Source organism: Blastococcus sp. MG754426, from assembly GCF_021699055.1.
Classification (GTDB): domain Bacteria; phylum Actinomycetota; class Actinomycetes; order Mycobacteriales; family Geodermatophilaceae; genus Blastococcus.
This window is the reverse complement of record NZ_SSXC01000048.1, coordinates 1-26,570: the sequence shown is the minus strand read 5'-3', so window position 1 is coordinate 26,570 and position 26,570 is coordinate 1. Positions and strand designations below refer to the sequence as shown.

General features: G+C 71.8%; 28 protein-coding genes. 17 read left to right on the top strand and 11 right to left on the bottom strand.

The window, feature by feature from the left end; all coding sequences use genetic code 11:
• The first annotated feature begins 77 nt into the window (after positions 1-77).
• From E9549_RS15260 to E9549_RS15250, 3 genes are all read left to right on the top strand, one after another.
• Positions 78-737 (top strand): helix-turn-helix domain-containing protein, encoded by a 660-nt coding sequence (locus E9549_RS15260; protein WP_236827401.1) that lies wholly within the window; start codon positions 78-80, stop codon positions 735-737.
• 8 nt (positions 738-745) lie between these two features.
• Complete coding sequence (locus E9549_RS15255; RefSeq protein WP_236827400.1) at positions 746-1,480, top strand: hypothetical protein; 735 nt, start codon at positions 746-748, stop codon at positions 1,478-1,480.
• 112 nt (positions 1,481-1,592) lie between these two features.
• Positions 1,593-2,633 (top strand): NAD(P)-dependent alcohol dehydrogenase, encoded by a 1,041-nt coding sequence (locus E9549_RS15250; RefSeq protein WP_236827399.1) that lies wholly within the window; start codon positions 1,593-1,595, stop codon positions 2,631-2,633.
• 18 nt (positions 2,634-2,651) lie between these two features.
• Here E9549_RS15250 and E9549_RS15245 read toward each other — a convergent pair whose 3' ends face one another.
• From E9549_RS15245 to E9549_RS15230, 4 genes are all read right to left on the bottom strand, one after another.
• Positions 2,652-3,653, bottom strand: a complete 1,002-nt coding sequence (locus E9549_RS15245) for a DUF3048 domain-containing protein (RefSeq protein ID WP_236827398.1) — start codon at positions 3,651-3,653, stop codon at positions 2,652-2,654.
• Positions 3,654-4,163: 510 nt separating this feature from the next.
• A complete protein-coding gene (locus E9549_RS15240; RefSeq protein ID WP_236827397.1) occupies positions 4,164-4,562 on the bottom strand; it encodes a type II toxin-antitoxin system VapC family toxin in 399 nt (132 codons plus the stop codon).
• A complete protein-coding gene (locus E9549_RS15235; protein WP_236827396.1) occupies positions 4,559-4,783 on the bottom strand; it encodes a hypothetical protein in 225 nt (74 codons plus the stop codon). Before E9549_RS15235 ends, E9549_RS15240 begins: the two co-directional genes overlap by 4 nt.
• 221 nt (positions 4,784-5,004) lie before the next feature.
• On the bottom strand, positions 5,005-5,457 hold the full coding sequence (locus tag E9549_RS15230; RefSeq protein WP_236827395.1) for a PASTA domain-containing protein: 453 nt from the start codon (positions 5,455-5,457) through the stop codon (positions 5,005-5,007).
• A gap of 470 nt (positions 5,458-5,927) precedes the next feature.
• On the opposite strand from E9549_RS15230, the gene E9549_RS15225 reads away from it, so the two are divergent.
• Positions 5,928-6,713, top strand: a complete 786-nt coding sequence (locus tag E9549_RS15225) for a DUF6308 family protein (protein WP_236827394.1) — start codon at positions 5,928-5,930, stop codon at positions 6,711-6,713.
• A gap of 87 nt (positions 6,714-6,800) precedes the next feature.
• On the opposite strand, the gene E9549_RS15220 is transcribed toward E9549_RS15225, so the two are convergent.
• The 4 genes from E9549_RS15220 to E9549_RS15205 form a co-directional block, all read right to left on the bottom strand.
• Positions 6,801-8,117: a DUF6884 domain-containing protein gene (locus tag E9549_RS15220; RefSeq protein WP_236827393.1), complete on the bottom strand. Its 1,317-nt coding sequence runs from the start codon at positions 8,115-8,117 to the stop codon at positions 6,801-6,803.
• A 9-nt stretch (positions 8,118-8,126) separates the two neighbouring features.
• Positions 8,127-9,785 (bottom strand): nuclease-related domain-containing DEAD/DEAH box helicase, encoded by a 1,659-nt coding sequence (locus E9549_RS15215; protein ID WP_236827392.1) that lies wholly within the window; start codon positions 9,783-9,785, stop codon positions 8,127-8,129.
• A 160-nt stretch (positions 9,786-9,945) separates the two neighbouring features.
• Entirely contained in the window at positions 9,946-10,566 is a 621-nt protein-coding gene (locus E9549_RS24240) for a matrixin family metalloprotease (RefSeq protein ID WP_236827391.1), read from the bottom strand.
• A gap of 451 nt (positions 10,567-11,017) precedes the next feature.
• The gene (locus tag E9549_RS15205; protein ID WP_236827390.1) at positions 11,018-11,656 is read right to left on the bottom strand and encodes a hypothetical protein; all 639 of its coding nucleotides are present in this window, start codon (positions 11,654-11,656) and stop codon (positions 11,018-11,020) included.
• Positions 11,657-11,820: 164 nt separating this feature from the next.
• Between E9549_RS15205 and E9549_RS15200 the strand changes: the two genes are divergently transcribed.
• The 5 genes from E9549_RS15200 to E9549_RS15180 all read left to right on the top strand — a co-directional run bounded on the left by E9549_RS15200 (position 11,821) and on the right by E9549_RS15180 (position 15,994).
• Positions 11,821-12,603 carry a thioesterase family protein gene (locus E9549_RS15200; protein WP_236827389.1) on the top strand — a complete coding sequence of 261 codons (783 nt, stop codon included), beginning with the start codon at positions 11,821-11,823 and terminating at the stop codon, positions 12,601-12,603.
• A gap of 349 nt (positions 12,604-12,952) precedes the next feature.
• A complete protein-coding gene (locus E9549_RS15195; RefSeq protein WP_236827388.1) occupies positions 12,953-13,522 on the top strand; it encodes a hypothetical protein in 570 nt (189 codons plus the stop codon).
• Entirely contained in the window at positions 13,519-13,992 is a 474-nt protein-coding gene (locus E9549_RS15190) for a hypothetical protein (protein WP_236827387.1), read from the top strand. The genes E9549_RS15195 and E9549_RS15190 overlap by 4 nt, the downstream gene beginning before the upstream one ends.
• Positions 13,989-14,744, top strand: coding sequence for a hypothetical protein (locus E9549_RS15185; RefSeq protein WP_236827386.1), 756 nt, complete (start codon positions 13,989-13,991; stop codon positions 14,742-14,744). The genes E9549_RS15190 and E9549_RS15185 overlap by 4 nt, the downstream gene beginning before the upstream one ends.
• Positions 14,745-15,094: 350 nt before the next feature.
• Positions 15,095-15,994, top strand: a complete 900-nt coding sequence (locus tag E9549_RS15180; RefSeq protein ID WP_236827385.1) for a hypothetical protein — start codon at positions 15,095-15,097, stop codon at positions 15,992-15,994.
• A gap of 29 nt (positions 15,995-16,023) precedes the next feature.
• Here the strand turns inward: E9549_RS15180 and E9549_RS15175 are convergent, their stop codons facing one another.
• Together E9549_RS15175 and E9549_RS15170 are read right to left on the bottom strand one after the other, a co-directional pair.
• On the bottom strand, positions 16,024-17,262 hold the full coding sequence (locus E9549_RS15175) for an endonuclease/exonuclease/phosphatase family protein (RefSeq protein WP_236827384.1): 1,239 nt from the start codon (positions 17,260-17,262) through the stop codon (positions 16,024-16,026).
• Positions 17,263-17,363: 101 nt separating this feature from the next.
• Complete coding sequence (locus tag E9549_RS15170) at positions 17,364-18,029, bottom strand: NUDIX domain-containing protein (RefSeq protein WP_236827383.1); 666 nt, start codon at positions 18,027-18,029, stop codon at positions 17,364-17,366.
• A 76-nt stretch (positions 18,030-18,105) separates the two neighbouring features.
• Here E9549_RS15170 and E9549_RS15165 point away from each other — a divergent pair, with 76 nt between their 5' ends.
• The 5 genes from E9549_RS15165 (at position 18,106) to E9549_RS15145 (ending at position 22,676) form a co-directional block, all read left to right on the top strand.
• Positions 18,106-19,521 carry an ADP-ribosylglycohydrolase family protein gene (locus E9549_RS15165; RefSeq protein WP_236827382.1) on the top strand — a complete coding sequence of 472 codons (1,416 nt, stop codon included), beginning with the start codon at positions 18,106-18,108 and terminating at the stop codon, positions 19,519-19,521.
• The gene (locus E9549_RS15160) at positions 19,518-19,976 is read left to right on the top strand and encodes a hypothetical protein (protein ID WP_236827381.1); all 459 of its coding nucleotides are present in this window, start codon (positions 19,518-19,520) and stop codon (positions 19,974-19,976) included. Before E9549_RS15165 ends, E9549_RS15160 begins: the two co-directional genes overlap by 4 nt.
• Entirely contained in the window at positions 19,973-21,235 is a 1,263-nt protein-coding gene (locus tag E9549_RS15155) for a hypothetical protein (protein WP_236827380.1), read from the top strand. Before E9549_RS15160 ends, E9549_RS15155 begins: the two co-directional genes overlap by 4 nt.
• Positions 21,236-21,901 carry an HD domain-containing protein gene (locus E9549_RS15150; protein WP_236827379.1) on the top strand — a complete coding sequence of 222 codons (666 nt, stop codon included), beginning with the start codon at positions 21,236-21,238 and terminating at the stop codon, positions 21,899-21,901.
• Between the two features lie 139 nt (positions 21,902-22,040).
• A complete protein-coding gene (locus tag E9549_RS15145; RefSeq protein ID WP_236827378.1) occupies positions 22,041-22,676 on the top strand; it encodes a hypothetical protein in 636 nt (211 codons plus the stop codon).
• A 34-nt stretch (positions 22,677-22,710) separates the two neighbouring features.
• On the opposite strand, the gene E9549_RS15140 is transcribed toward E9549_RS15145, so the two are convergent.
• The gene (locus E9549_RS15140) at positions 22,711-23,394 is read right to left on the bottom strand and encodes a DUF6308 family protein (RefSeq protein WP_236827377.1); all 684 of its coding nucleotides are present in this window, start codon (positions 23,392-23,394) and stop codon (positions 22,711-22,713) included.
• A gap of 279 nt (positions 23,395-23,673) precedes the next feature.
• Here E9549_RS15140 and E9549_RS15135 point away from each other — a divergent pair, with 279 nt between their 5' ends.
• The 3 genes from E9549_RS15135 (at position 23,674) to E9549_RS15125 (ending at position 26,543) form a co-directional block, all read left to right on the top strand.
• The gene (locus E9549_RS15135) at positions 23,674-24,810 is read left to right on the top strand and encodes a hypothetical protein (protein WP_236827376.1); all 1,137 of its coding nucleotides are present in this window, start codon (positions 23,674-23,676) and stop codon (positions 24,808-24,810) included.
• Positions 24,811-24,827: 17 nt separating this feature from the next.
• On the top strand, positions 24,828-25,316 hold the full coding sequence (locus tag E9549_RS15130; RefSeq protein ID WP_236827375.1) for a hypothetical protein: 489 nt from the start codon (positions 24,828-24,830) through the stop codon (positions 25,314-25,316).
• Positions 25,300-26,543 (top strand): IS3 family transposase gene (locus E9549_RS15125; RefSeq protein ID WP_236827374.1). Its coding sequence is split into 2 segments (ribosomal slippage): positions 25,300-25,534 and positions 25,534-26,543, totalling 1,245 coding nucleotides; the frame shifts between segments, so codons are not numbered across the junction. The genes E9549_RS15130 and E9549_RS15125 overlap by 17 nt, the downstream gene beginning before the upstream one ends.
• The last annotated feature ends 27 nt before the right edge of the window (positions 26,544-26,570 follow it).

Genomic DNA, 26,570 nt, shown 5'->3' with positions numbered 1-26,570 from the left:
TCACCGGTGACCGCCCGTGCCCCGCGTTTCCGCTTGACCGATAGCGTCGTTCTGACGACATTGTCCGTATGCCCCTGATGACCACCGAGCAGGCCGCCGACCGGATGGGCGTCTCCGTCCGGCACGTGCAGCGCCTTGTCTCCGGGGGCGACCTGCTGGCGATCGGCCCCGACCGCGTCGACGCGGACTCCGTGGCCCAGTGGGTGGCGCAGCGGCGGGGCAGCCGGGTGCGCGCCTGGGAGGAGCCGACGGCCTGGGCCGCCGTGGCGCTGCTGGAGGGGCGGCCGGCCGGGTGGCTCGGGCAGGCGCAGCGGTCGCGGCTCCGGTCGGCGCTCGCTGGCTCGGCCGCCGACGAACTCTCCGCGCGGACCCGCAACCGGGCGTCGGTGCACCGCTACCGGGCCCACCCGCGGGCGCTCGGCCGGCTGACCCGCGAGGTGGTCGCCTCGGGGGCTGCCGGGGGCATCGGCGGGTTGAGCGCGGCGCCGGACCGGTGCGACGGGTACGTCGCCGAGTCCGTCGCCGGCGGTCTCGTGCGGCGCTACCGGCTGGACGCCGATCCGACGGGCGGCGTCACGCTCCGGGTGACGGGCATGCCGATGGACGTCGTCGAGGAGCTGGCGCGCGGACGGCGGCAGGTGCTGGCCGGGCTGGACCTGGCCGCCTCCACCGACCCCCGGGAGCGGTCGGCCGGCCACCGCATCCTCGACCGCGCGCTCGGGCAGCTGCGTGGCTGAGGTGCTGCATGCCTGAGGTGCTGCGGCCGCCGACGCCGGCGGGCGGGTGGGCCCGGCCGTGGCCGGACGTGGCGGAGCTGGCCGAGGTGGTGCCGGCCGACGCCTGGACACTGATCGGCGGGTTGATGGTGCAGCTGCACGCCGCGGTCGCGGGGCTGCCGGTGGTGCGGCCGACCGACGACGTCGACGTCCTGCTGCACGTGGAGAACGGGCGCGGCCGCCCGGCCCAGGTGGCGCGCTCGCTCGGGGAGCTCGGGTACCGGCTGGCGCCGAGCATGGACCCCCGTGCGGGCACCGCGCACCGGTTCGTCCGGGACGGCGCCGTCGTCGACGTCGTCGCGGCCGACCACGTGCCGCCCAGGGCGCTGCCGCGCTTCCGCGGCTACGACCTGGTGCGGGTGGCGGGCGGCACGCAGGCGCTGCGACGGACGGTGCTGGCCGAGCTGCGCATCACCGGCACGGGGACGACGACGATCAGCGTGCCCGACGTCTTCGGGGCGCTGGTCCTCAAGGCCGCGGCGCACCGCACCGACGGCCGGGATCGTGACCGGCACCTGGCCGACGCGGCCGTGCTGCTCGCGTGCGTCGACCCGTTCGAGGAGCGCGCCTCCTCGGGGAGCGACCGCAAACGGCTGCTGCACCTGCAGCGGCACCTCGCGGACCCGACGGCGGCGCCCTGGCTGCTCCTCCCCGACGAGGCCAGCCGTGACGGGCAGGTGGCGCTCGACCTGCTCTGCGCCTGAGCTCGTCAGACCAGGGACTTCCGCCCCTGACCGCGGGACACGACGACCTGCCGCCCACCGCGGTTCCGCCCTAGCGTCCGGGGGACGACGTCCCCGGCACGGAGGAGCAGGCATGCGCGCGGTGCAGTACCGGACCATCGGCGGCGAACCCGAGGTGGTCGAGGTCCCGACGCCGGAGCCCGGCCCGGGGCAGGTCCGGCTGCGGGTCACCGCCGCGGGGCTGTGCCACTCGGACGCGTTCGTCATGGGCCTGCCGGAAGAGCAGTACGTCTACGGGCTGCCGCTGACGCTCGGGCACGAGGGCGCCGGCGTCGTCGACGCGCTGGGTTCCGGGGTGACCGGCGTGGAGGTCGGCGAGCCGGTGGCGGTGTACGGGCCGTGGGGCTGCGGGCTGTGCCACGCCTGCGCGCGCGGCGCGGAGAACTACTGCCCGCGGGCGGCCGGGCTGGGCATCCAGCCGCCCGGGCTGGGCTCCCCCGGCGCACTGGCCGAGTACATGCTCGTCGACGACGTCCGGCACCTGGTCCCGCTCGGCGACCTCGACCCGGTGGCCACGGTGTCGCTGACCGACGCCGGGCTGACGCCGTACCACGCGATCGTCTCGTCGCTGGGTGCGCTGCCCGCCGGGAGCACCGCCGTGGTGATCGGCGCCGGCGGCCTGGGGCACGTGGGCATCCAGATCCTGCGGGCGGTCACCGGCGCCACGGTGATCGCGCTGGACATCAGCCAGCAGAAGCTGGAGCTCGCCCGCGAGGTGGGTGCGCACCACGTGCTGCAGTCCGATTACTCCGCCGTCGCGGAGATCCGGGCGCTGACCCGCGGGGTGGGCGCGCAGGTGGTGTTCGACATGGTCGGGGCGCCGCCGACGCTGGAGATCGCCCGGCAGTCGGTCGCGCTCGACGGCGTCGTCCAGATCGTCGGCATCGGTGGCGGGCTGCTGCCGACCGGCTTCTTCTCGACGCCGATGGGCGCCTCGGTGCGAGCGCCGTACTGGGGCCGGCGGTCCGAGCTGATGGAGGTGCTCGACCTGGCGCGGGCGGGTGCGATCCACGTCGAGGTGGAGCGGTACACGCTCGACCAGGCGCCCGAGGCCTACCGGAAGCTGCACGAGGGCACGATCCGCGGCCGCGCCGTCGTCGTCCCCGGGGACTGACCCCTTCCGGCTGCCCGCTCAGCCGGTGGCGACCGCGCCGGAGATGGGAACCAGCTCGACCCAGGTGGTCCCGGGCGCCAGGATCACGGGGTCGCCGTCGGCGTCGGTCAGCTCCACCCGGTCGCCGACGCCCGGCTTGGACCAGGTCGCCTCGGCGGTGTGCCCGCCGGAGGCGACGAGAGCCCGCCCGGTGCCGGTCAGGACCGTCTCCGGGACGGGGTTGCCGGCCGGGTCGCGGGCCTCGGTCTGGACGACGTCGACGCGCAGGACGACGACGTTGGCGGCACCGATCCGCGCGCCGTCCGCCTGGATCGCCGGGGTGCTGCCCTCGGCGCGGAGCCACCGGCCGTCGGTGGCGCTCCAGGTCCAGCGGGGGATGCTGATGCCCGACAGCGCGAGGTCCAGCGTGGTGGTCGGCCGGCCCGCGGCGACGGCGGTGGGCTGCTCCCCCGGTGCGGCGTGGTCGAACTGCTCGCCGGGTGAGGAGCGGTGGTCGGCGTCGGCCTGGTCGAGGAGGGTCTGCGGCGTCGCGTGGACGTTGTGCGGAGCCGAGCGGGCCGTCGTCCGGAAGAAGCCGTCGGCGCCGGAGTCCTGGCGGAGCACCTGCAGGCCGGCGTTCTCGGCGGCGGCGATGTAGGGCGGCACGCCGCCGGAGAACGCCAGCAGCCCGCCGAGCGGGGCGGCGATCGCGGCGTCCATCGGCCGGATCGACCGCACGGGGCCGATCTCGGGCGGGAGGGTGGAGTGGTAGACGGCGACGAACCGGGTGATCCCGCCCTCGACGACCTGCTCCCACACCATGTCCGCCGCGTTGAGCCCGGTCTGCGGGCGGGCGGCGGCGGAGTTCTCGATCTTCACGGCGAGCGCCGGGCGGTCGGTAACGGTGTCGGCCGGGACGCCGGTCAGCGGCCAGGTGGGTCCGGACGACGACGTGCCGGCGAACACCGAGTCGAGGAACGGCAGGGCCGCCACGCGCGGCTTGACCACTGGCCAGACGACGAGGCCGGCGACCACGAGCACCGCGAGCAGAACGAGCCGGCCGCGGCGGGGCCCGGAACGGCGACGACCTCCCGCCGCCTTCTTGGCCGCCGCTGTTCGCGCACCGGAACTCTTCTTGGGTCGGGGACACGTCGCGGCCCCGCGCCCGGTCGTCGGCCGGGGTCGGGGCCGCGGTGCGGTGGTCCTTGGCAACGAGGAGCTTCCTGACTCGGTGACGTCCTGCCCTCTGTCTATCGGCACGGTGGGCCAGACCCACGACGGAGCCCGCGCACAGGCGCGAAACTCCCCGGGAGTGGACCGAGCCGCCCGGAAGGCGCACATGCCCGGAGCGAAGGCCGTCGGGGGACGGCGCCGGAGCAGGTCGACCGTCGGCCCGGGTCGGGCTCGACGACTTCGGCTCACCACGCAGGTATCGCTCGACGAGTTCCCTCCGCCCGCGGCCATGGCTGTGATGCCCGCAGCGAGGCGCCCCGAGCTTCCGGAGACGTACCAGCTGTCCGTGGCCGCATCACCGTGGTCAGCCGGCTCTCGTCACGGCTGGGGCAGTTGGAAAGAGCACCGCGGACCAGGCGCGGCGGCGAGGCGCCGGTCGAGGGTCCACAGCGGCGCGTCGAGTGCCTCGGCCAGCGCCACGTAAGCGGCGTCGTACGCGGTGACCCCAGGGTGCAGTTCCCAGACACGGTCGGCCAGCGGCTCGAACGGGAAGCTGGCTACCGGCAGCTCGACGAGGTCGCGGTGCGCCAGCGCGCCCACGTCCGCGCCGAGTCGGCCGGCGAGGACGGCTCGCCGGAGGACGTTCGACACCTCGACATACAGGTGGTGCGGCGCCGCGAGGTCCTCGTTCCGCAGCCCTCCGCGCGCCCACGAGCCATCCCGTCCGCCGTCGACCAGCGCGGCGACGACGGTCGAGGCGTCGACCACGATGGTCACCTGCGGTCGGCGTCGCGCAGGTCGAGGATCGCGTCACCGGACAGCCGGCTTCCGGTTGCCATGACCCGGTGCTGCACACGGTCCCACAGGGCCTCGGGGCTGGGCCGCCGCGCGAGCGCCACCAGCTGCCCACGCAGGTACTCCTGCAGCGACTGGCCGGCTCGGGCCGCTCGCGCCGCCAACTCATCCCTGGCGTCGTCGGGGACGTCGCGGATCGTCATGGACACCGGCATGCATGCAGATTAACAGCACTCGCATCACTATCGCATCAGCTGGTCCGGATGAGCATCCGACAAGCGGCGCAGCTCCAGCTCGTCCGCCGAGTACAGCAGCGCGGCCCTCGAAGCGAAGGGGACGAGGACGACGCCGCGCTCCGTCAGACCGCGGCGGCCGGTGAGCTCTCGGCTCACCGGCCGCCGTGGCGACGGGACCACCGGATCGATCAGGGACAGAACTCCCCGCGCTTCACGACGCCGAAGTCGATGTGACCCTCGACCTCACCCGTGACCCGCTGGCCCGCGGGGATGTTCTGATCGCAGACGAGCCAGTTCGAGTCGACCATCTGGTTGCGGCTTCCCAGCAGGTCGTGCGAGAGGCTGAGCCAGACGTTGTTCGTCTGCAGCAGGTTCTGCGCCGACTGCAGGTCCATGCCGACGAAGTCGGGCATCGTGAAGTCGACGACGGGAGCAGCCGGCACCGTCTCCGTCGGGGGTGCCGCGGTCTCCGGCGCGGGAGCGACCGCCACCGGGGTCTCGGGCTCGGGCTCGGGCTCGGGCTCGGCGGGGACGGTCGCGGTGACCGTCGTCGTCGCAGCCGCGGCGGTCGACGCCTCCCCGTCGTCCCCACCGAGCGCCGAGCCGATCGCGCCCACCACGACGACCCCGGCGAGCACCATGACCCAGGGTCGCTTGTACAGCGGAGTCCGTGTCGTGGGCACTCCGCCGTGCGGCGGGTACGGCGGCTGGCCCGGGGACCAGGCACCCGGCGGAGGGGGCGGCGCCTGCCCCGCGCCGTAGGCGGGCTGGACGTACTGCGGGTAGCCGTGGTGGTCCGGCCCCTGAGGAGGCGGTCCGTACGGAGGCTGCGACATGTGGTTCCCCGTGATCGTGCGTGGCCGACCGCCGTCGTGCCGAGGTTCCGGCAGCGCGGTCGAGCGATGACCGACGGACCGTGTCATGCGCCAGCGACGGAACGACCCCACCCGAATCCGTATGCGTGGCGTTTCATCCCCGGGGTTGCACGAGTCCCAGGAGCATCGTCACCGGTCCCGGGCACAGGCCGCTCACGCGCAGCTCGCGATGTTGTCGCTGCTCGCCGCAACCGTGCCCCGGGGCGTCGCGGACGGCCTGCGAACGGGGGAGACACATGGAGACGTCGTTCCGGCTGCCGAGCGTGGCCGCCGACCCCATCGAGTGGGGCGAGGCGCTGGCCGCCGTCCTGGGGTACGCGCGAGCCCAGCGCCACCTGCGGATCGCCTGGACGCCCAGCCACCCGGAGGGGATCACCGTCAGCGTGCGGGCTTACGCCTACCGGGTCTACGACTGCGTGCCGCCATCGGACGACGACGAGTTCGCGTGGCTGGATGTCCTCGTGGTGGACGGCATCAACGGGAAGATGGACCAGAACGCGATCACGGCGTTGAAGCACGCAGCCGACCGGGCATGGCCGCACGTCCGGACGGCGATCCACCGTGCGGAAGGCCGGTCGTTCTGGGACCTCGACGAGGTCGAGGTGGGACGCACTCCCCCGCCGGGGACCACGGGAGCGGCGCTGGCCGACGCCTGGCGCGAGTGCGCGGCGACCACGGGGATCAAGACCGCCCTCACGCACAAGCTGCTGCACCACAAGCGGCCGGAGCTGTTCCCGCTCACCGACAACGTGACCGCCCCGCGCCTGCGGGAGCACACCGACGACGACGTCAGCCTGTGGGGCGTCGTCCACCGGGAGCTCACTGCGAACAGGGAGCAGTTCGACGCCATCGAGGAAGCCTTCGCCCGGCTGGTGGACGGCGCGGAGGACGTCGCCCTGACCCGGCTGAGACTGCACGACATCCTGCTGTGGCTCCAGGCGAGCAGGAAGTGGGAGCACGCCGTCACGGCCGGCAAGGCCACTGCCGAATGGGCCCGGTGGCAGGACGAAGGCGCTGCCTGAGCGTTGCACTTGCCATGTTCCGCGTTCATCCGGAGCGGGGTGGCGAAGTGCGCACCGCCGTGACCGCGCATTGCCCGGGGCTCGTGCCTATCGGCCCCTGATCGCCGAACGAAGGGCGCTCAACGCCTTCCGCGACGGCGTCCGTGGGACGTCGCGCAGGTTCAGCGGGGCGTCGGTGAGCTCCAGGAGGCGCGCCTCGCCCGCCGTCACCTGGTCCGCGGGCAGCGGCAGCGTCGCCACGCGCAGGTGCGTGTGCATCCAGGCCGTGAGCTTGTCCTCGGCGATCAGCTGGTCGCCGGGGCGGGACAGGCAGGCGGCCAGCGTCAGGCGGAATGTCGAGAAGTTGCGGTTGCCGCCCAGGTGCATGGTGGCCACCCGGCCCCAGAGCGTGTTGGTCGAGCTGACGCCGTTCGGGCGGATGCCACCCGCCCGGCCGGCGTAGATCAGCCCGGGTGGCACGCGGTGACCGAGCCCGGCGGAGATCTCCTCGGCGCCCTGCGCGTCGGCCCACCAGCTGTAGAGCCCCGGCTGGTCGGACGCCGCCCGGCCGGCGGCGAGGAACTCGCCCGGAGGCACGGCGTTGCCCTCGTCCAGCAGCCAGGCCACGTCCGGGACGCCGGGAGCGGCGGGCAGGGGTTCGTCGGGGTGCTGTGCCGGGCCGCCGTACCAGGCCAGTCGCTCTCCCTGCCGCAGCCCGGCGAGCGGCTGGACCAGCGTTCCACCCGCCCGGGCGAGCGGGCCGACGAGGGGCTCGCAGTAGGCGCTGCCCGCGTGCGCCTCCACGGTCAGGCCGTGGAGGTCGTGCTGTTCACCGAGCTGTGCCACCACCCACTCGGCCCAGGCGCTGCGGTACCGGGCGGACTGCTTCGGCAGGTAGACGTCGTAGGGCGCGACGACCTCCTCGGGGTGGAGAAGGCCGAACTTGGCGCTGAGGACGTACCAGGGTCGGCCGGACCGGACGGCGAGATCTCGCGCCTTCCGGAACGCGGCCCCGGTGAAGAGCTCGGCCGCGGGCGCCGGGCCGGTCGCCTTGGAGCCGGAGCAGCCGACGAGGACGACGTCGGCGCCTGGATCGGCCATCGCAGAGACGCCGACGGGCCTCCCCGGCCGCGCGAGAGGCGGAGCCTGTGCCGGCGTCGTCGGCGTCGCCTCGGATCCGGGCGGGCCACCCCTCCACGGACTGGTCCGGAAGCCGAGCCGGCCGAGGACGTCCAGCGCCCGGTGGGACGTGAACGCCGACCGGTCCACCCCGGCGGCCAGGGCGAGGACCTGCTTCGGCGGCCAGCGCGTTCCGTCGACGTCGACCCAGTGCGTGCGGAGGTCGTCAGGAGCGGCCTCGCGCAGCGCCGTCCGCACGGCCTCCGCGTCCAGCGAGTACGGGACACCCTCGAGAACGAACTCCATGGCTCCCCCTCAGCCGGTCGGCGCCGAGCCGGCGGACTGCGCGAGCCGCTGGGCGACGGCCGGGCCGCCCACCCGCCGGATCAGCTCCAGGTCGCCGCAGACCACGAGCAGGTCGCGGGCGCGGGACAGCCCGACGTACAGCATCTCGCGGGCGCGCTCCTCGTCCCGGAAGCCGTTGACCGCAAGGACGACCGCCGGCCGCTCCAGCCCCTTGAAGCCGAGCACGTGCCCGTAGAACAGGTCGTCGTCGGCCCAGAAGGAGTCCCAGTAGGCGTCCTGCCCGGCGGTCTGGCGCTCCGCCTGGACGGGGTGCCGCCGGTAGGTGGTCAGCAGCGCCACCGACTCGGCCGGCCACCCGGCGTCCAGGAGCGCGGCCGCCTCGTCGTCCGCCGCGCCGATGGCGTCGTCGGTGTCGCACTGGACGAAGCGCACCGGGACGCCGTCGCCACCGCGGTAGCGCATCTGGCTGGTGGTCAGGCTGCCGAACGTGCCCGCGATCTGCTTGGTGTTGCGCAGGTTCTCGTCCAGGTCGAAGGGGGTCAGCGCGACCGGTGGGCGGCCCTGGCGCGCGAAGACCCGCTGCCCCTCGTCGGCGAACACGTAGAGGCAGCCGCCCTCCGGAGTGCGCAGCGCGGCCAGGACGGCCGGCCACCAGCTCTCGGCGAAGTCCTGCGCCTCGTCGATGACGATCGCGTCGAAGCGGTCGGCCACGGACAGCGCGCCGGCGAGCTTTACCATGCGCTCGGGGAGGTACTCCTCCCAGTAGCCGCTGTCGTCGTCCGATCCCGGGGTGACGCCCCAGTCGATGCCCAGCCCGTGGAACGTTCCGACGTAGGCCGGGCGCTCCTTCGGCTTCCACGTCTCGACCCGGCGGCGGAGGTACTCGGCCAGGCCGCGGGAGTAGCACATCACCGCGACCCGCTCCCCCTCGAGCGTCAGCCGGCGGGCCTTCTCCAGCGCGAGCCAGGTCTTCCCCGAGCCGGCCCCGCCGCGCACCTCGACCCGCCGGTTGGAGCGCAGCCAGTCGAGGACGCGCGCCTGATCGCGGGTGAGCAGGTCGCACTCGGCCTCGCGCTCGTGCAACGTCGCGAGCAGGTCCTGCTGCGGGATGCCGACCCCGGCCAGGCAGTCGACGAACGCCTCGACGTCCTCGGCCGTCGGCGGCTCGACGTCGCTCTCGCACTGCCGCAGCGCGCTCGCCACCCGGGCCGCGGCCTGCGGCAGGTCCGTCTTGTCCAGCACCATCCAGCGGGGTGCGTCGGGGGCGGCGAAGTCGTCCGGCAGCGTTGTCGCCGGCAGGGCGACCAGGTGGACCATCCGCGGGTCGCCGGCGGTCCAGCGGCGGTCCCGACGCAGGTAGTCGCGCAGGAGGTACTTGCAGCGCAGCGCCTGCTCGACGGGGCGGATCTGCTTGTCGAGCCCGCCGCCGACCTGCCGCCACTCACCTCCGCGGAGGTGGACGCTGCCGCCCTTGACCTCAACGACGGCGATCCCGAAGCCCGGCCAGGCGACGATGACGTCGGCCTCGCGGTCCTCCCGTCGGTCGCTGAACCGCTGGCCGCAGACCATGACGGCGTCGTCGGGCAGCTGGTCGCGCAGCGCCTCGGCGAAGAGCCGCTCGGCGTGCGACTCGAAGACCGGACTGCTCGGGAAGACGCGCGCCGTCATGCGCGCACCGCGGACGTCGTCATGCCGTGCCCCCGTGGCTGGCTGGGTTGGATCGTCCCGGCAGCGTGACATGCCACACCGACATGTCCGTCCAACCGGACGCCGAGTTTCTCCCCGCAGAACCCATCCGTATCCGTCCGACGCTGCCCCAGCAGTCCGCTCACACGTTCGGGACGCACTCCCCTCCCCCGAGCTGGGACAGGCCGGTCAGGTCACCGGCGTTGAAGTCGAGCACCGTGCTGGTCGTCGGGTACATCAGCTGCCCGGGGTCCGCGACGTGTGCGAGTCCGACGAGGTGGGCGAGCTCGTGGAGGACGACGGCACGCGCACCCGCGACCCCAGCCGGATCGGCGAGCATGTCTCCGAAAGCGGCCGCGTCGAGTCCGACGACGCCGGTGACGAACACCCGCGGGCCGCCGGGCGGCTCGACGATGGCGCTGCCGGCGAGCCCGGCGACACGGCCGGCCAGCTCCGGGTTCTCGGCTTCGGTCTGCCACGACACGAGCACGGGCACCCAGCGGTCCCCGTAGCGGTCGGGCTGGAAGCTCGGGCGGTCCTCCCACGCCGACTCGTCGGTGGCGCCGTCGAAGACGAACTGCAGACCGGTGACGTCGGAGACCCGGGCGAAGGCCTCGTGGACCAGCGCGTCTCCCCCGGGCGGCGCATGGTCGGGGCGGATGACGTAGTGGACCGGTCGGCAGGGGTCGTAAGCCACGGGTCGCTCGCCGTCGTCCTGCACCCCGAGGAAGAGGTGGGTGCCACCGGGACTCGGTGCCGGCACGGGTGTACCGAGCGGCGCATCAGCAGCCTCGAAGCCAGGCGTCGGCCAGTTCGCCGGCCTGGCGTCGCCGACCACCCCTCCGAGCCCGCGGGGGTCGAGCACCACGGCGCAGAGGACTCCCGCCCCCGCCAGGACGGCGACCAGGTAGGCCAGACGGCGGCCGCGACGCCGAGCCGGTCGCATGGACGACGAAGCGGGTGACCAGGAGCGCCAGGGCTCCGGGGTGGATGCCCGACCGCTCGCCTCGTCGAGCACCCACTGCGGCACCCGGCCGGTGGGCGACGTCCGGAGACCGGACGGCACCCGGCCCGGTCCTGCACCGTTCCGCACTGTCGATCCCCCGCGCTCGCCGCTGGCCTGACGTCCTCCCATCGGAACCTCCGCCGGCCCGGAGGAGGCCGACGCCGGGCTGCCTACTCCCGACGGGCGAGGCCCTGGCGACAGGCGGGGATCAGGGATCGATGAAGGTCTGGACGCAGGTCGCGCAGGACCCCTCTGCGGTGACGAACGCTTCCGGCGCGGTGGACCGGCGGCAGGTGCGGCACCAGCGGAAGGACCGGCGCCGGTGGGAGGCGATGGCCTCGGCCATCTCGGCGACGAGGTGCGGCTGGTGCAGGACGTCGTCGCGGGTCAGCCGCGGCTCTTCACCCATCAGCGGACCGGGACGGTGCTGACCCCAGGAGGTGAGCGGCCGAGCCAGGACGAACCACGGCCCCTGGACGCCGATAGCGAGCTGCGCTGGCTCGCCGCTGACGAACCACCGCACGCCGTCCTGACCGTCGGCCGCGTCCTCGCGCCGCCACCCGGTACCCAGTGCTCGGATGAGCACGGGGTGCTCCACGTCGAGCAGGCCGGCCAGCTCGGCCTCGTCGGCGGTGGGATCGGACTCGCTCCCCCACGCCAGGTCGCAGCTGCGGCAGACGAAGGCCGGCTGCTCGTCCATCACCAGGCAGCCACCGAGCGCGACCTGCCCGTGCTCCGCCTGCTCGAAGAGGTCACCTCCCGGCAGCCCGTAGACGAGAGGGACAGAGTCCTCCCGCCCGCACCCGGGGCACACCCGCCCCGCCTGCACACCGACTGATCCGCCCATGCCACTCCCTGGTCCGCACCGTCCCCGTGACGGCAGGGCGGACCATGACAGGCGCCACCGACAGCAACCGGGCGCCCGCCCAGGCATCCGCCGCAGCGCCACCCGATCAGGCGACGGCACGTCCGCCCGGTCCCCCTGGAACCGCCTCCGCCACACTGCCGGGCATGGAGATCGAGGCCTTCTACCTGCCGCTGGGCGACAACCGGTTCGCGCCCACCCGGGCGACCGAGAGCCCCTGGGACCACAGCGCCCAGCACGGTGGACCGCCGTCCGCGCTGCTGGCCCACCTCGCCACCGACGCCGCCCGGGCGACGGGGACGCCCACCCGTCCGGCACGGATCAGCGTCGACTTCTTCGGCGCCATCCCCCGCCGCGAGCTCGCCGTCGAGGTGTCCCCCGTCCGCCCGGGACGACGGATCGACCTGACCGAGGCGGTCATGACCGTCGACGGCCGCACGGTCGCCGTCGCCCGCGTCTGGTCGCTCGCCACCGGGCCCACCCCGCCGGTGGTCACCGAGCTCAGCCCGCCTCCGGCCGTGCCCGACTCCTCGCCGCAGGTCCTGTTCGGCCTTCCCGACTGGGGCTTCGGGCAGGCCATCGACTGGCGCTACACCGCCGGGTCGCCGGAGGAGCCCGGGCCGGCCGACGTCTGGACCCGGGTGCGCGTCCCGCTGGTCGCCGGCCTGCCGCTCACCGGCCTCGACCGCGCGCTCATCGCCGCCGACGCCGCCAACGGCATCTCCGTGGAGCTGCCCATCGACAGCTGGTGGTCCATCCCGCCGGGCATGACCACCCACCTGACCCGCGAGCCGGACGGCGAGTGGGTACACCTGGCTTGCCGCACGCGGATCGCCGCCGACGGCATCGGGCTGTGCCACGGCGAACTGTCGGACGAACGCGGTTCGATCGGCGAGGTCGCCCAGCCGCTGCTCGTGCAGGCCCGCTGACGGAGTCACGAGCTCCCCGCTCGAGCGTCTCTACGCAGACTGAGGCGGCCGGATGCTCGCGATCGCCGGCCCGGTGCGGTGCGGTGCGCTGCAACCACGCCTCGCAGATGTTCGGCCAGCTTTCGGACAGCCGCCTCGCTCACTTGGACGGGCACGCCGGCGACGCCCACCCTACGGGGCGAGATGGCGGTGTCGTCCCGGATGCGTCGCCCGGCGCCTATAACCTGCCGCAGTGCCTCTCCCTCTGATCGCGATAGCCGCTGCCCTGGCAGGCCTCGGCGTCCTGGGCGCGGCTGCTACAGCAGTCGCCACTCTGTGGCCAGGGCTGCCCAAGAAGACGTTCCTCATCATGGGTCCCGTCGTCAGCGGCAAGACCACGCTGTCGGAGTACCTGGCGCACGGAGTCGTCCCAGAGGAGCTGGTGGCCACCGGCGGGATCCAGCGCATCGAACCGACAGCGGATCTGGCGCTCGCCGGGTTGAAGCTCAAGGTCAAGGTCGTCCTGGACGCGAGCGGCGAACCGGAGGCGATCCGGGCATGGCACGACCAGGCGGTCGTCGCCGACTTCCTCGTGTACCTCGTCAGCTACGCCGAAGCAGCCGATGAGGCCTACATGGCTCGAGTACGCCGCGACGCCGGGCAACTGCGCGACTGGAAGCAACTCGGCGAGCTCAAGGACGACTGCCACACCGCTCTCGTGGTGACACACATGGACTGCCACGAGCCGTTCCGCCAGGGCATCGGATTAGAGCTGGCCGCGGACGCCGAACGGGTAGCGCGTACGGCACCGGCGGTCCGCGCGGCTGTCCGGGAACTGGGCCCGAGTTGCACCGTGATCGCCGGCTCGCTCGCCGACGACGAAGGTTGCGCGGATGTCACCGCCCGTCTCCTCACCGCACTGAACGCGAAGCTGGCATGAGCCTCCTCGAAGGCGCGTGGGTACAGGCCGACGAGGAAGCCGACACGCTTTTCCTGCTCAATGGCGTCGCCCTCTCCGTCGAGGAGGACGCTGAGCGCCAGGACTTGGTCCGGGCGCTCTCGAACGTCACGGTCGACGGCCGCCGTTACGGCTGGTCCGACGGCACCGCCCTCTACGTCCTCGATGGCCTGCAGGGTCTGCACGACGTCGTCATGGAGGTTCGGCGAGCGAACTACACGGACTCGCACGGCCGGCAGGTGCTGGCCAGCCTCGTGCTTGGTTCGGTGAGCTCCGGGGAGGCCGAGGACCGGCTCACCGCCATCCGGGAGAATATCGCCGATCACGGCGTCGCGCTCCTTCCTCCGCCAGCGGACCTCGGCCTTCGCCTGCGAGGCCTCGTCGCCGCCGGGCGGCAGGGGTGTCTCTCCCCTCGCGCACCCGGACAGCCCATGGGAAGGATCGAGCGATGACCACGCCGCGCGAGGGCGCTCGCAAGCTCGTCATGGTGCTGAACCGGGCCGGTCTCGACCGGTGCAGCTACGACGACGATGGGGCAGAACTGCTCCGTACGCCCGGACTCTGGCTGGTGTCGGACTCGCCGACGGACGAGCAGCTGCAGGACCCGCTGATCGCCGGCCTCGACCACGCGGGGCTGCTGGTGGCAGGCAACGTCCTGGTTCAGATGCCATATGACCCGGACAGCTACGAAACCGCTGACGAAGCGCAGCAACGCGCGGCCGAACGCAAGCACCTGATCTTCACGAAACTGTGCCAGCTCCTGGGCGCACGGCACGTCCACCTCGAGGTGGTGGAGACGCAGAGCGACAAGGGCGAGGCCCGGGTCGACCTCACGGGATCCGCTCGCGGGGTCACCGGTAAGGGCCACGTCGAGAAGAAGACCGCCGAGGCACTCGCCGCTTCGATGAGGCTGGACGACCGTTACGTCGGTGGCGCGACAGACATCGAGGCAGCCGAAGCACTTCTGGAGAAGCACCGACTCACGTCCGAGCCCCAGATGCGTTCCCTGGTGGACGCGCGAGCTTCCAGCAACCAGCTGCACTCCCGGAAGTACACCGTCGACCTGTCCCGTGAATCGTCGCGCCAGTTGCAGGCGGCGGCACAACTCAAGGTGCCGAAATTCCTGACCGTGGGCGCGAGCGCCCTCAGCGCCAGCACGAGCACGCTGAAGTACCGGGCCACCTACGAAGTAGCGTTCGAGTAGCGGCCGCGGCTCGCACGTCCGGCGACCGACCGGCGTCCCGAGGGGAACCCTGCGCCGCCATGAGTCGGCGGAGCTCGTGTCCGTGACGCGACCTCGGCCGTTCCCTCTCTGCCTGCGCCCGATGGTGATGCACCCCTGACAGCGCCGCACCTGATGAGGGCCCTCGGCCGAGGCAGCACCCGATCGGGCGACGACCGCGATCGCTGGCTTCACGGACTCCCGGGTCGAGTGCGGTGCGCGGCGCGACCTTGGACTGCGACCCCTGACACGGCGAGCACGTCGCCCGCGAGATCTCCGATACGCCTTTCGGGAAGGCTGCAGGCCGACCTGCGACGCGGCACGCTGACCGGATGTTCCCCAGCAGAGAAGTGCTCAAGGCCGCGGACGTCCTCGTGGCGAAGGATGCCCCGTGGCAGTCCGAGCTGCGACTTCGTCAGGCGAAGTGGCGGGAGCAGCTCGGTCAGCCGGCGGGTTTGGCCGGTCAGCGACGTCTCGGCTCCCGGCTCCCCGCCGGCGACACGACCAACAACTTCCTGACCCCGGCAGTCGCCCGCGCGGTGGCGGCGGCGAGGGAAGACCCTGGCGCGTTGATCAGCGCACCCCGCATCTACGACAACATGCTGTCGTCGCAGCCCCTGGCGTTCAACCTATTCGCCGAGCTCCAGCAGGACCTCGACCTGGCCGCGGTCGTCGGTCGGGCCCTGTGGCCAGATCTGATCGAGTCGGTGGAGTCCATCCGGTTCGAGTGGTCACCCGGGCGTGCCGACCCGCAGTTTCTCGGCAACCGCTCAGCCTTCGACGTGGCATGGCTCTGCCGCGACAGGACAGGAACCGCGACGTGCGTGGGCATCGAGGTCAAGTACCACGAAGACCTGTCGCAGGACCCGGGGTCGCCGGACAGCCCTCGCTACTCGGCGGTGGCAGCAGCTTCCGGTGTCTTCCGCGATCCGGATGAGCCTGCGTTGCGGGCGCTCCCCCTGCGCCAGATCTGGTTCGACCACCTGCTGGCGTTGTCGATGACCAGAGGCGACGGACCGGTTGCCCGATCCCGGTTCGTGCTGCTCGCTCCGGCGATCAACGAGGCGGTCAACGCCGTCGACGTCCGCTACCGGAGTCTCCTGAGGGATGCGCTCACCTACGAGCGCCGGACCCTGGAAGAGTTGACGGCGGTGATGGCTGCCGTCACCTCCGCGGACTGGATCCGCTCCTTCCAGCGCAGGTACCTGACTCCGAGCACCCGCATGAGCTGATCGCCGTCGGCCGGACGGCTACGGGCTCCTCAGTCGTCGCAGCTCTCGCAGCGTCCGCTGCGCGGCCGCTGGATGAAGTGGACCGGGCACAACTCGCCCCAGGTGTCGTGGACGGCGGCGGCGCTCCTGCCCGTGACGTCCCGGTAGTCCGGCAGTTCGATGAGCTCGTCGGCGGACGGGTTGACGTAGGTCTTGCCCGACCACGCCACGGCGCGACCGTTGCGGCCCAGGGCGATGTAGGTCCCACTCGCGACGATCCACACCTGATCGTGATCGACCCCGGCCAGGTGCTGGGTGATCAGCGGCCAGTTGCCCCGCGGGGCACCGAACTCGGGCAAGGCGTCGGCGAGCGAGCTGAAATAGCGCCGGCCCTCGCCGCGAAGTTCCTTGTCGCACCAGGCGCACATCTCGCCGTCGGTGACCGTCGCCTCGAGCACCTGCGAGTCGCTGAGGTGCGGGCAGCTCCGGATGTGCAGGCGCCCACCGGTTGCGGTGCGGTACAGCGGCTCGCTCGCCGCGCTCACGGACGTTCCCCCGTGGACGCCGACCTCCGCCGTGTAGGCGGCGTGGTCGCTCAGGTGTCCGCCGTCGTACTCCGGGCGGTGCACCGAAGCGATCTGCTCGCCGGCCAGGAGGTCACGACTGACGGCCAGGTGGTCGATGGCGTGCGAAGTGCCGTTCAGGTGCTCGGCACGCTCGGTCAGCGGCACGAGCCCCAGCTCGTCGAACGCGGCTCGCAGGGCCTCGGCGCCCTCAGCTGTGGTGAACCAGTACGGCGGAGTCAGCTGCTGGTTGAAGTCCCCGCCCCAGACGAGCGGCTCTCCCTCGAGGCGTTCGGCCGAGATGCGGGCGACGTGGTGGTCGAGGACATGGCGGAACTCCGCCGCCTGACCGGATGGGAGTCCCGGCCAGTACGGGCCGGCTCCCTTCCACGGCAGCACCGAACACGCCACCAGGACGGACGACGCCCTGTCCAGCTCCAGCCGGGCGAGCGTCAGCCCCTCCTCCCCCGCGTGGGAGGGGTCGCCCGACGTCCGCAGGTCACCCAGCGGCAGGCGCGTCTCAACACCAGACCACCGCTTCTCCGCCGGCGCGATCCCCCGCTCAGGTGCGACGACGAAGCGCCCGTCACCCGGCGTCCAGTCCCGATGCACCTCGGTGAGCAGCCAGACATCGACGTCCTGGCTCTTCATCCAGTCGGCGATCGCCTGCCCGCGTGCGGAGGAGGACGTCGGGCAGAGCCGGAGGTTGTAGGTGCCGATGCGCACGGTGCTTTCTGTTGACTGGACGACGAGAGACGCCCCACCTGCTGCGCAGCGTGAGGGGCGGCGACGCACTGTCGCACGCACGTCCGACAAACTCGCGCAGGTCAGCGGCGGACGTAGAGCTGCGCCGGCTTGCCGACGGTGCCCTCGGATCGGCGCCTCGTCTCCTTCAGCCGCGGGAGCATGGCCCGGCGGAAGGTGTCCGGGGAGAACCCCAGCCCGCCTTCCACGGCCTCGTGCAGGCGGTGCAGGTCGCGGATCGTGAACGGCTCGTCGAGCAAGCCGTCCGGGTCGGGGCGCTCGAGGTACTGCCGGCGCATGTCGGCAACCGCTCGGCCCACGATCTCGTCGTGGTCGAAAGGCAGCCCCCGGACCTCGTCCACCGGGCGCACGCACACTGCTCCCCCACCCGTCGCCAGCACCGGCTCGATCTCCCGCCACGGCAACGCAGCCACGTGCGCCACGGAGAGGACCCGGCCCCGCCAGTCGCGGTCGGGGTGGTCGAACACGTGCAGTTGGCGAGGGGTGACGTCCGGCGTCAGCCCGGCCTTCTCGCGCAGCGATCGCCCGACCGCCCTCGCGAGCGTCTCCATCTCATGCAGGAAGGTGCCGGGCAGCAACCACTCCGACCCTTCGCCCTCTACCGAGCGTCGGACCAGCAGAACGAACAGCCGCGTGTCCTCGTCCGGCACGGTGAGGACGGCGGTGTCGACGGCGACCGACGGCTGGGGGTAGTCGGTCAGCGCCCTGCCGGAGCTGTCGCGGTACACGTCGTTGACGTTAGCGCAGGTCTCGTCTAACTTGGGGTTAGCGCGTGGATGCGCTAACTCGTACGGAGGAGAGTCCATGACCACGCCCATGCACCGCTCCCACCGCGTCGCCGGCGCGCTGGTCGGCTCGGCCGTCGGCGACGCCCTCGGTGCCCCGTTCGAGTTCGGCCCGCCCGGCCGGTTTTCGGCGCGCTTCCCCTCCCCCGCCCGCGGCGCCCGCACCGAGATGTGCGGCAGCGGCCCGTGGGAGCCGGGCGAGTTCACCGACGACACGCAGATGGCGCTGCTCGTAGCATCGTCCCTGGCCGACCTCGGCAACCTGGACGAGGCGGACCTCTTCGACCGCTTCCGCGCCTGGGCAGCGGCGGATCCGAAGGACGTCGGCATCCAGACCCGCACCGTCCTCGACTCCAACCGGCCGTGGGACGTCGCCGCCACAGAGCACTTCCATCGGACCGGCCGCGCTGCGGGCAACGGCTCGCTGATGCGGACGACGCCAGCTGCGATCCGGTTCTCGCGCGACGGACGCGAGGCGACGATGGACGCCGCGCGGCGGATCTCCGCGCTGACCCATGGCGACCCGTCCACCGGCGAAGGGTGCGCGATCTTCCACGAGCTGATGCGCGCGGCCCTCGACGGCGGCGACCCGCTTGCGGCGATCCCCTCGGCGCTGGAGGCGGTCGCCGACGAGCACCAGGAGCGGTGGGCGACCGTGCTCGCCCCGGACTGGACGCCGGACCGGGCCACGGAGTCCAACGGCGCGGTGTGGCCGACGCTCGGGCAGGCGGTGTGGGCGCTGCGGAACGGCCGCGACTTCGCCGAGGCGCTGCGGCTGGCCATCGATTTAGGTGGCGACACCGACACGGTGGCGTGCGTCGCCGGCGGGCTGGCCGGGGCGGTCTTCGGGATGGGCGCCATTCCGAGTCGTTGGGCGTCAGTGGTGCACGGTCGGGTACCCGGCCACGGCGACAAGGTCTGGCGGCTGGCCGACCTGCAGCAGCTCGCGGCCACGCTCGACGGTGGGGTGCAACAGAACTACGACCCCGGGGTGATCCCCCGCATCGGGCCGACGGAGGTCCTGCCCGGCATCTGGGCCGGCAACCTCGACGGCGCGCGCTACAGCGACGGAGACTTCGCCGTCATCTCGCTGTGCCGGCTGGGCGAGCCGTTCCCGCACCCGGTGCACCGGATGGCCTACATCGCCGACAACGACCACAACGCCGACCTCGACGTCATGCTCGCCGACGTCCTGGACGACATGAAGGCACTGCAGGCGGAGGGACACCGGCTCCTGGTGCACTGCCACGGCGGCGCCTCGCGCACCGGCCTGGTGCTGCGCGGCTGGCTGGTGCGGGAAAAGGGGATGTCGGTCGAGGAGGCGACGGCGCACGTCGCCGAGCGCTGGCCGCACCTCGGCCTCTGGAACGACAGCTTCACCACCGCGCTGCAGCGCCTCTCCGCGCGGTCCCACGACGACGGAGGTTCGCAATGAGCACCCTGCAGGCGCACCTGGACGACCTGGCCGCCACTCCCCCGGTCCGGAGCCTGGCCGAAGCTCTGGCGGCCCGGACCGCCATAGAGTCCGATCGCACCGGCACCTACGTCAGCCTGCGCCCGTCGCTGTCCGGCGCTATCGCTGTGTACGCCCACCGCAACCGGATCTCGATCGGCTTACCGCCCGAGCGCGCCGCAGAGGTCGTCGCCCGGTTCCCTGGGGCCAAGCAGGAGGAGAAGGGCCCGACGACGTACCTCCAGCTCAGCGACGAACTGCTGGCGAACCACGCCACAGCTGTCATGGACCTAGCTGTCGAAGCCGTGACGTGGAAGGCCGCGGGGCCGGCTTCAACGCTAGGCGGGCACGCCAAGCAGTCGGAAAAGGCGCCTCAGATCTGCCCGGAGCACTGGTATGCGCTGTCCCCCGCCGGCGCATGCCCGGTCTGCGGATGAGCGGCGTGCAGTACGACGAGGTGCGCCGCCGAGTGGCCGAGTCCGTCGCTGCCTGGGATGACGAGGACGTCGCCATCCGCGTCGAACAGGCGGCGCTGCACCCACTGCAGGTGATGATCAGCAGCAAGCACCCGTCCACCTACTACAACCAGTGGGTCGACCTGCAGGACGACGGCGCCGTGCACCTCCCGGCTCCCGACGACGGCTTCACCTCAGTCGGCGCGCAGGGCACGACGGCGGCTCGGGCGACCACCACCGACGAGGCGGTCGAGTTGGTCGTCCGCGAGGTGTCGGCCGCGGTGCGGGTGCTCGAAGTGCTCCAGGCCAGGAACCTGGCGTGGCACCGCCCCGTCGTCCAGCCGCCGGTGCCGGACGACGCCCTCGCCGAGGCGTGCAGGTTGTGGCAGGGCGGTAAGAACGTGGGCTCGTCGCCGGTGCGCGCCGCGGCTCGCGTGCTCAGCGGCGTGCGCCACTACTTCCACGCGGGGTTCATCACCGACTACGACGAGCAGGCACGGACGACGCCCGAGGTGCTGGCGGCCGGCCTCGCACTGCTGCGGGCGGTCAACGATGCACCACACCGGGACGCGAACGGCTGGTCCACCGCCGTCGGGGTACCCGCCGGCACGTTCGCCGGTCGGGGGATCAAGTCCAAGCCCAACGAGGACCCCCAGATCGAGAAACGCCTGGCGACCGGACGCATCAACATGCCGCTCTGGGGCGTCTCCCTCTCCCCCGACGTCGCCGCCGGCTTCGGCACGCGGTTCCTGTTCGAACTGGTGGGCGACTTCCCCGCTGTCCCGGCGTGGCAGCACTCAAGCATCAAGGACGACGAGCAGGAGCTGGTCACCGGCGGGCAGTACCGGGTGCTGTCGCAGGAGGTGCGCGACGGGACCACCCACGTGCGGCTGCAGTGGTTCGGCGCCAGCGGTGACCGGGTGGGCTCCGACCCGCTGCTGCTCGCCGTGCTCGGTGCCGCTCCCAGCGTCGTGCACAGTTCGCTGACCCGGTCGACCACCGCACCGCAGGAAGAGACGCTGGAACTGCGGCTCGGTGGCGAGGACTGTGCCACGGTCACCCGCGCACCTGAAGCTCAAACCGTGAACGTCGTCCGTTACTGGGCGTGGGAGCCCGGCTGGGACGCCAAGGGCGACGACGAGTACAGCCAGTGGGCCGCCATGCGCGCGGCCTCGCGGACGACGACAGAGCCGGCCGACGTCGAGGCGGTCGTCGCCGCCATCAAGACGGGGAAGAACTGAATGACCACGACCTTGGATGACCGCCGCGCGATGGGGAGCGGGCCGTTGAGCGAGCGCTTCGACGAGGCCCTGCTCTACGCGTCGCGGCACCACCGCGAGCAGCTGCGCAAGGGCTCGCGTGTGCCCTACATGACGCACCTGATGAGTGTCAGCGCGCTGGTGCTCGAGCACGGCGGCACCGAGGACCAGGCGATCGCCGCGCTGCTGCACGACGCCGTGGAGGACGCGCCCGCCGGCCAGGGCGGCGCCGTGCTGGCCGAGATCCGGTCGCGGTTCGGAGGCGCGGTAGCTGACATCGTCCGGGCCTGCTCGGACGGCCTGCACGCCGACGGCAACCGGAGCGGGACGTGGGCCGCGCGAAAGCGCCCGTACGTGGCCGGTCTCGGCGCCAAGCCGCTCGACGCGCTGCTCGTCACGGCGGCGGACAAGACGCACAACGGGCTCTGCATCGCCGCCGACGTCCGCCGGTACGGGCAGGACTTCTGGACGACGTTCAACGCGAGCCGCGACGAGCTGCTCTGGTACTACACGAGCGTCCGCGACGTGGTCGCGAACCGGCTGCCCGGTCACTCGATCTCCGACGCGCTGGGCTGCGCCGTCAGCGCCCTGATGACCGCGGAAGGCAACAAGCAGCCTGAGGGAGGCACGTATGTCCTGGGGGCCTGATCCCGTTTCGCCCAGATTGATCGGCGACAGTGGACCGTGGATCTGGGGACTTCCGACACTAATCCAGGCGCTCAACGACCCGGACGGCCCTTGGTCGCCACCGCCCGCACCGTGGCAGCCCGGCGGGCGCTCGGACCCATTGGCCGAGGCGATCGCCTTCTGGGCACCGCTCACCACGCTGACCTACGGGGTCCTCGGCTGGACGCAGCCCGACCTCGGTGTGCAGCGCTGGCTCGCCGCCGGACGCCCGACAGACACCCCCCAATTGATGCTTCTGGACCGCTGGTGGGGAGAGCACGCACTCGCTCTGACCGCCTGGGCGCAGACGTCCCCATGCCCAAGAATGCACGCGCGCGAGATCGCCAAGCGGACAGGATCCGTTGTGGCAACACCAGCGGCGACCGAGCCGGTGCGGGTCCTGCCGGAGTGGCATCGCACGCTCGGCGGCGGCGCTGACCCACTGCACCTGGGCCACGTCCTCGACCACCTTCTTGGTCCGGGACTCGACGACCACGGAGTCACCGGGACCTTGCTGCACCCCTCGCCCACGAGCGGTCAGCGGGAAGCCAGCCTCGTGCTGGACACCTACGCCGGCTGGTACGCCCGTCTGGCTCGCTGGGGCAACGAGCTGCCGCAGCGTCCCGACGGCCGGTCCTGGCAGGTCCACGTCACCGTGAAGCCGGTGGGCTATCTCGGCGCCTACCGGCGGTCCAGGACGACCGGTCGGTGGTTCGCCGGGCGGCACGCCCACCACCTCCTCGGCTGGCCCGGCTGAACATCTCAAGCTGCTGCGGTCAAGCCGCGAACCTTCAGACCAGACCGGCGCACCCATTCGTCAGATGAACGGGTCGGTGGCGCATCCAGAAAATCACGTCCAGCACCCGGAGCGCAGACACCTCGGGCGACACACCTGCCGCGTCACGTGCCGCCTCAAGACGGTCGGTCAGCCGGGCGCCGTCATCCGCGAACATCGCAAGCAGCCAATTCCACAACCCGTCGGGCCGCCCGAAGGCACAACGGACCACCCGGTCGTACACCGGGAGCAGCTGGGGCCGCTTCCGGGCCAGCAACTTGCCTGTAATCACCCAGCCCATGCCGTGCGGCTCCTCCAGCAGATCCCAAGCAACCCTTGCGTGCGAGTGACTGGCGAAGTGCTGGGCGGCAGTGCGATCGCTGATCGCCACGTCGGTGGGGATGCGCTGAAGATGCCGGCTGATGTCGCGCCCTAGGTCGCCTTCCAGCAGCTGCAGCGCCACGTCACCGGGCACGTCGACCGACAGGAGGGTCACCGCCACGAGATCGTCGACAGTGATCCGATCAGCCGTCTCGGGCCGGTCGCCGCCACCCGCCAAGAACTCGAAGCGACTGCCGGAGTAGCGCGGCATCGTCCCCGGGGCGCGCGTGGGCTGGAAGTACTTGCGGAGGTCTTCGGTCGCCCGCGGGTCGTCGACGATGGACAGCAACCGGGAGAGCTCGATCGGAGTTCGGATCACCCCTCGACTGTCATGGATACGAGCCCGGGTGTCGCGGACACGCCAATGAGAGCCGTCGAACCAGCGCGCAATGTGCCGTTGCTGCCAGGGACGGATCGCCGTTCATGGCCGTCATCGCCCCAGCTCTGCGGCGTCGACAAGCCCTGCACATGTGGTCCGTCGGCGGGACGGTCCGGGCAGGACGTCCGCAGCGTCGACAGCTCCTCGACGGCCGCCACGACCGGCGCGCCTCCGGTCAACCTCGCCAGCGTCGTCTCAGAGCCGTGCGACAGTGCCACCGTGGCTTCACCGCGCAGCGCTGTCGAGATCCGCGTCCGGGACCACGGTGGTAGGTGGACCGAGCCCAACAGCTACGGGTACGTCAACGAAGCTGAACTGCAGCAGATCCTGTGCGAGCAGCCGAGCCTCATCGAAGGCATCAGCTCCGAGGCGATCGCGGTCCGCGAACTGGTTACCAGCGTGGGTCGGGCCGACCTCGTCGTCATCGACAGCGACGGCACCATCACCATCGTCGAATGCAAGCTGGCGACTGACGCGGACATCCGCCGGACCATCGTCGGGCAGATCCTCGATTACGCAGCACGTCTCGCTGAGCTCACTCCGAAGATGTTCGAGGAACTGTGGCAGTCGCGCGGCGGTCCGTCCCTCGACGTTCTCTTCGACGGCCAACCGGATGACGCACGCCGCGCCTTCGAGATGAATCTCGAAGCCGGCGTCTTCACGTTGGTGCTGGCGGTCGACTCGATCAGTACGGATCTCCGACGAATCGTCCGCTACCTCAACACGCACACCACAGCGGGGATGCGCCTGCTGGCCATCGAGCTTCGCCACGCCGTGCACAGCGACACCGAGATCCTCATCCCGACCGTGTACGGCTCGGAGTCAGCCGAAGACAAGAACGCGCGCCGCAGCACAGCCAGCACCGTCCGGTGGAACCACACGGACGTCGATGCCTGGTTGCGGGAGCGCGATCCTGGACTTGCGGACGCGGTCGTGTCGTTTGTCGACGACCTTGCGACTCACGGCTTCCGTGTCCGACACGGCGGCTCGGGCACCTACCCGAGCTACTCGCTCTGGGGCACCGCAGCCTCCGGAGCCGAGATCGCTCCGTTCAGCGTGTACTGCGGGTTCCCCACATCGCTCTCGTGCAACTTCCAGTGGGCGCGCGGAGCCGACCCCGAAGCTCTGGGTCGCTTCCTGGAAGATCTCTCGGCCGCGGGCCTCCCGCTGGCGACCGATGCCATCACCCGAGCCGAGTTCAAGAAGCGGCCCGGGGTACCTCTCGACCTGTTGAAGCGCTCCGACCTGCGCGCCGCCATCGTGGCTGCCGCCCAACGACTGTGCGGGCCCTCCCCATCGAGAGATGCTCCATCGAACATCTCCGATGCAGGATCCGGCGCTCTTGTTCTGAATTGATTGCTGAGGTTCGCACGGTGACCCACGTGCCGCTGCTGGGGAAGCTCGAGACGGTCCCGGTGACCGAGGTCTGGTCCCACGAGGCGTACGTCTTCACCCCGTGGTTGCTGGAGAACGCCGATCGGCTCGGTGACGCCCTCGGCATGGACCTCGAGCTCACCGTGAACGAGCACCCGATCGGCGACTTCTACCTGGATCTGCTGGGCCACGACATCAGCACGGGCGAGACCGTGATCGTCGAGAACCAGCTCCAGAAGACGGACCACAGCCACCTCGGGCAGCTGCTCACCTACGCCGCTGGTGTGGATGAGGTGAGCAACATCGTCTGGGTGGCACCGGAGTTCAGGCAGGAGCACCGGGCCGCACTCGACTGGCTCAACACCCACACGCAGGAAGGCACCCGCTTCTTCGGCGTCCAGATCTCCGCGGTGCGGATCGGCGACTCGGCACCCGCACCGCTGTTCACGGTCGTCAGCCAGCCCAACGGCGGTGCGGCTGGTGCGTGAGCACCGGGGCGAGTACTCCTCGACCACGGCCGCGGCGGTGGCGGTGGCCCGCCAGCTGGGGGTGGCCCGGGAGTCGGTGCGCCGCTGGGTGGCCCAGGCCGAGATCGACGACGGGGCCCGGCCGGGGACCACGTCGGAGGAGTCAGCGGAGATCAAGCGACTCAAGGCCGAGAACCGGCGGCTGCGCGAGGACAACGAGATCCTCAAGGCGGCGACGGTTTTCTTCGCCGGGGAGCTCGACCCCCGCAACCGCTGATTATGGCGTTCATCGCCGATCAAGTGGCTCAAGGCCGTGCGGTCGAGTCGATCTGCCGAGTCCTGCGTGAGCAGGGCTGTCAGGTCGCCGCGCGGACCTACCGAGAGTGGAGACGGCCATCCCGGCCGGTCGCCGACCGCATCGTCACCGACGCCCAGGTGCAGGACGCGGTGCGCGATGCCGCCTGGGCCACCAGTCCGGACGGCGTGCGCCGGCTGGCCCCCGAGGGGCTGTACGGGCGGCGGAAGATGACCGCCCACCTGCGCCGCACTGCCCTGCCGCAAGCCAGCGCCGGCGCGGTGGACCGGGCGATGCGCACCCTCGGGCTGGCCGGGGTGCGCCGGGGCAAGACGCTGCGCACGACGGTGCCGGGCAAGGACGGGACCCGGGCCGGTGACCTGCTGGATCGGAACTTCACCGCGCCGGCGCCCAACCGGGTCTGGGTGTCGGACTTCACCTATGTGCGTACCTGGGCCGGGTTCGCCTACGTTGCGTTCATCGCCGACGTCTTCGCGCAGAAGATCGTGGCCTGGCACGCGGCCACGACGAAGACGACCGACCTGGTGATGACGCCGCTGCGGATGGCGATCTGGCAGCGCTCCCGCGAGGACCGGGCCGTCGAGCCGGGCCAGTTGATCAGTCACAGCGACGCCGGCAGTCAGTACACCGCGCTGCGGTTCACCGAGCACCTGGCCCTGGAAGGCATCGCGCCCTCGATCGGCTCGGTCGGCGATGCCTACGACAACGCGCTGATGGAGAGCGTGATCGGCCTGTTCAAGACCGAGTGCGTCCGCACCACCGTCTTCCACGCCGGGCCCTACAAGGCCGTCTCCGACGTGGAGTACGCCACTGCCGGCTGGGTCGACTGGTGGAACAACCGACGTCTGCACGGCACCCTCGGAATGATCACCCCGAACGAGGCCGAGGAGGCCCACTACGCTGCCCTCATCCCGCAGGAGCAGCCCGTATGAGAGCGGCACGAAACCTGGGGCGCTTCA